This window comes from Alteromonas sp. AMM-1 (assembly GCF_047290655.1).
Lineage (GTDB): Bacteria > Pseudomonadota > Gammaproteobacteria > Enterobacterales > Alteromonadaceae > Alteromonas > Alteromonas mangrovi.
In genome coordinates this window covers 1-2,887 of the sequence record NZ_JBLBUE010000259.1, presented here as the reverse complement: position 1 = coordinate 2,887, position 2,887 = coordinate 1, and the positions used below count along the sequence as shown (strand labels likewise).

Below are 2,887 nucleotides of genomic sequence, written 5' to 3'. Positions count from 1 at the left end.
TTTGGTTCACAACTGCTTGCTAAATTCATGAATGTCGTAATGCTCGACGGCAAGAAATCTGTAGCAGAGAGAATCGTTTACGGTGCGCTTGATATTGTTGCTGAAAAAACCGGCAAGGCACACTTGGATGTATTCGAAGAAGCCCTGGACAACATTCGTCCTACTGTAGAGGTTAAGTCACGCCGCGTTGGTGGTTCAACTTACCAGGTTCCAGTAGAAGTGCGTCCGGTTCGTCGTAATGCATTAGGTATGCGTTGGATGGTAGAAGCTGCACGTAAACGTGGCGAGAAGTCAATGGCTCAGCGCCTGGCTGCAGAAATGATGGATGCGGCAGATAACAAAGGTTCTGCGGTTAAGAAACGTGAAGACGTGCACCGTATGGCCGAAGCGAACAAAGCGTTCGCTCACTATCGTTGGTAATCAACGGAATAATCTGAGAGAGATGTATGCCTCGTAAGACCCCAATTGAACGTTATCGTAATATTGGAATTGTGGCGCACGTAGACGCGGGTAAAACCACGACTACGGAGCGCGTACTATTTTATACCGGTTTATCGCATAAAATTGGTGAAGTGCACGATGGTGCGGCTACCATGGACTGGATGGAGCAGGAGCAGGAGCGGGGAATTACTATTACCTCTGCTGCAACTACTTGTTTCTGGGCGGGTATGCAACAGCAATTCGAACAGCACCGTATCAATATTATTGATACGCCCGGACACGTTGACTTTACCATTGAAGTTGAGCGCTCTTTGCGCGTACTTGATGGTGCCGTTGTGGTCTTTTGTGGGTCTTCAGGTGTAGAACCTCAATCAGAAACCGTCTGGCGACAGGCGGACAAATATCACGTTCCTCGCATGGTCTTCGTCAATAAGATGGACCGTGCAGGAGCGGATTTTGAGCGGGTTGTTGGTCAAATCCGTAAGCGTTTGGGTGCCAATTGCGTGCCTATCCAGCTTAACATCGGCGCGGAAGAAGAATTCCGCGGCGTTATTGACCTGGTAAAAATGAAGTCCATTAACTGGAATGCAGAAGATCAGGGTATGACTTTTACCTATGAAGATGTTCCTGCAGAACTGATGGCTAAGGCAGAAAAATACCGCACCGAAATGATTGAAGCGGCAGCCGAAGCAAATGAAGAGTTAATGGAAAAGTATTTAGAAAATGGCGAACTGAGTGAAGAAGAGATTCACGAAGGTCTGCGCATCCGTACACTGAACAACGAAATTGTACTGGCTACTTGTGGCAGTGCATTTAAAAACAAGGGTGTACAGGCGGTATTGGACTCGGTAGTTCGTTATTTGCCCTCACCGCCGGATGTGCCGGCTATTAAGGGTATTTTGCCAGACGATTCCGAAGGTGAGCGTCATGCAGATGACAGCGAACCCTTTTCAGCGCTGGCGTTTAAGATTGCAACCGACCCATTTGTGGGCACATTGACGTTCTTCCGTTGTTACTCCGGTGTGGTAAATACTGGTGACACCGTGTTTAACCCAGTGAAGGGCAAGCGCGAACGCTTTGGTCGTATTGTACAAATGCACGCTAAAGATCGCGAAGAAATTAAAGAAGTCCGGGCAGGTGATATTGCCGCGGCTATCGGACTTAAAGATGTCACTACCGGTGACACGCTGTGTGATCCAAACCACGTGATCACACTGGAACGCATGGAGTTCCCAGAGCCTGTTATCTCGATTGCTGTAGAGCCAAAATCTACAGCAGATCAGGAAAAAATGGGTATTGCGCTGAGTAAGCTCGCTGCTGAGGATCCATCTTTCCGCGTAAATACAGATGATGAAACCGGCCAGACAATCATATCTGGTATGGGTGAGTTGCACCTCGACATTATCGTTGACCGCATGAAGCGCGAGTTCAAGGTTGAGTGTAACGTAGGTAAGCCACAAGTGGCTTATCGTGAAACGCTCCGCAAATCTGTGGAAGTGGAAGGCAAGTTTGTCCGTCAGTCAGGTGGCCGGGGTCAGTTCGGTCACGTTTGGCTGCGCATCGAACCGCAGGAAGAAGGCAAAGGCTACGCGTTTGTTAACGCAATTGTAGGCGGCGTGATACCTAAAGAGTATATTCCGGCGGTAGACAAAGGTATTCAGGAGCAAATGCAAAATGGTGTGTTGGCAGGGTATCCGGTACTGGATGTAAAGGTTACGTTGTTCGACGGTTCTTACCATGATGTTGACTCTTCTGAAATGGCGTTTAAGATCGCCGGTTCAATGGGCTATAAAAAAGGTGCCGCCGACGCGAATCCTGTCTTGCTTGAGCCCACTATGAAAGTTGAAGTAACCACTCCGGAAGACTGGATGGGTGACGTTGTTGGCGACTTAAATCGTCGTCGCGGTTTGATCGAAGGTATGGAAGATGGCGTTGGCGGCATAAAAATTGTTCGCGCAAAGGTGCCACTTTCCGAAATGTTCGGTTATGCTACTGACCTGCGTTCAGCTACGCAGGGGCGCGCCTCCTATTCAATGGAGTTTTTCAACTATGCAGAAGCCCCAAGCAATGTTGCGAAAGTAATCATTGAGGCACGAAACTAAATTTTGAAGGTTCGGTCCGGTCTTCTATTGGGTCGGACTTTTAACTTAGGAAACGAGAAAAATGGCAAAAGAAAAGTTTGAACGTAAGAAACCCCACGTAAACGTTGGTACTATCGGCCACGTTGACCACGGTAAAACCACTCTGACTGCAGCAATCACTACTGTTCTTGCAAAGACTTACGGTGGTAACGCTCGCGCATTCGATCAAATCGATAACGCACCAGAAGAAAAAGCACGTGGTATCACCATCTCTACTTCACACGTAGAGTACGACACTCCTACTCGTCACTATGCACACGTAGACTGTCCTGGACACGCTGACTATGTTAAAAACATGATCACTG

The 2,887-nt window shown here is 48.1% G+C and carries 3 protein-coding genes; all 3 read left to right on the top strand.

The window, feature by feature from the left end:
- A partial coding sequence (gene rpsG, locus ACLR2L_RS19760; protein ID WP_413370684.1) for a 30S ribosomal protein S7 occupies window positions 1-420 on the top strand: 420 nt, incomplete at its 5' end.
- A gap of 26 nt (window positions 421-446) precedes the next feature.
- The gene (gene fusA / locus ACLR2L_RS19755; protein WP_413370682.1) at window positions 447-2,543 is read left to right on the top strand and encodes an elongation factor G; all 2,097 of its coding nucleotides are present in this window, start codon (window positions 447-449) and stop codon (window positions 2,541-2,543) included.
- A gap of 61 nt (window positions 2,544-2,604) precedes the next feature.
- The coding region (locus ACLR2L_RS19750; RefSeq protein WP_413370680.1) for a GTP-binding protein at window positions 2,605-2,887 on the top strand (283 nt) is incomplete at its 3' end.

What these genes read in the sequence shown, in the direction of transcription:
- fusA (WP_413370682.1), top strand. Translation starts at nt 447, where the DNA reads ATGCCTCGTAAGACCCCAATTGAACGTTATCGTAATATTGGAATTGTG.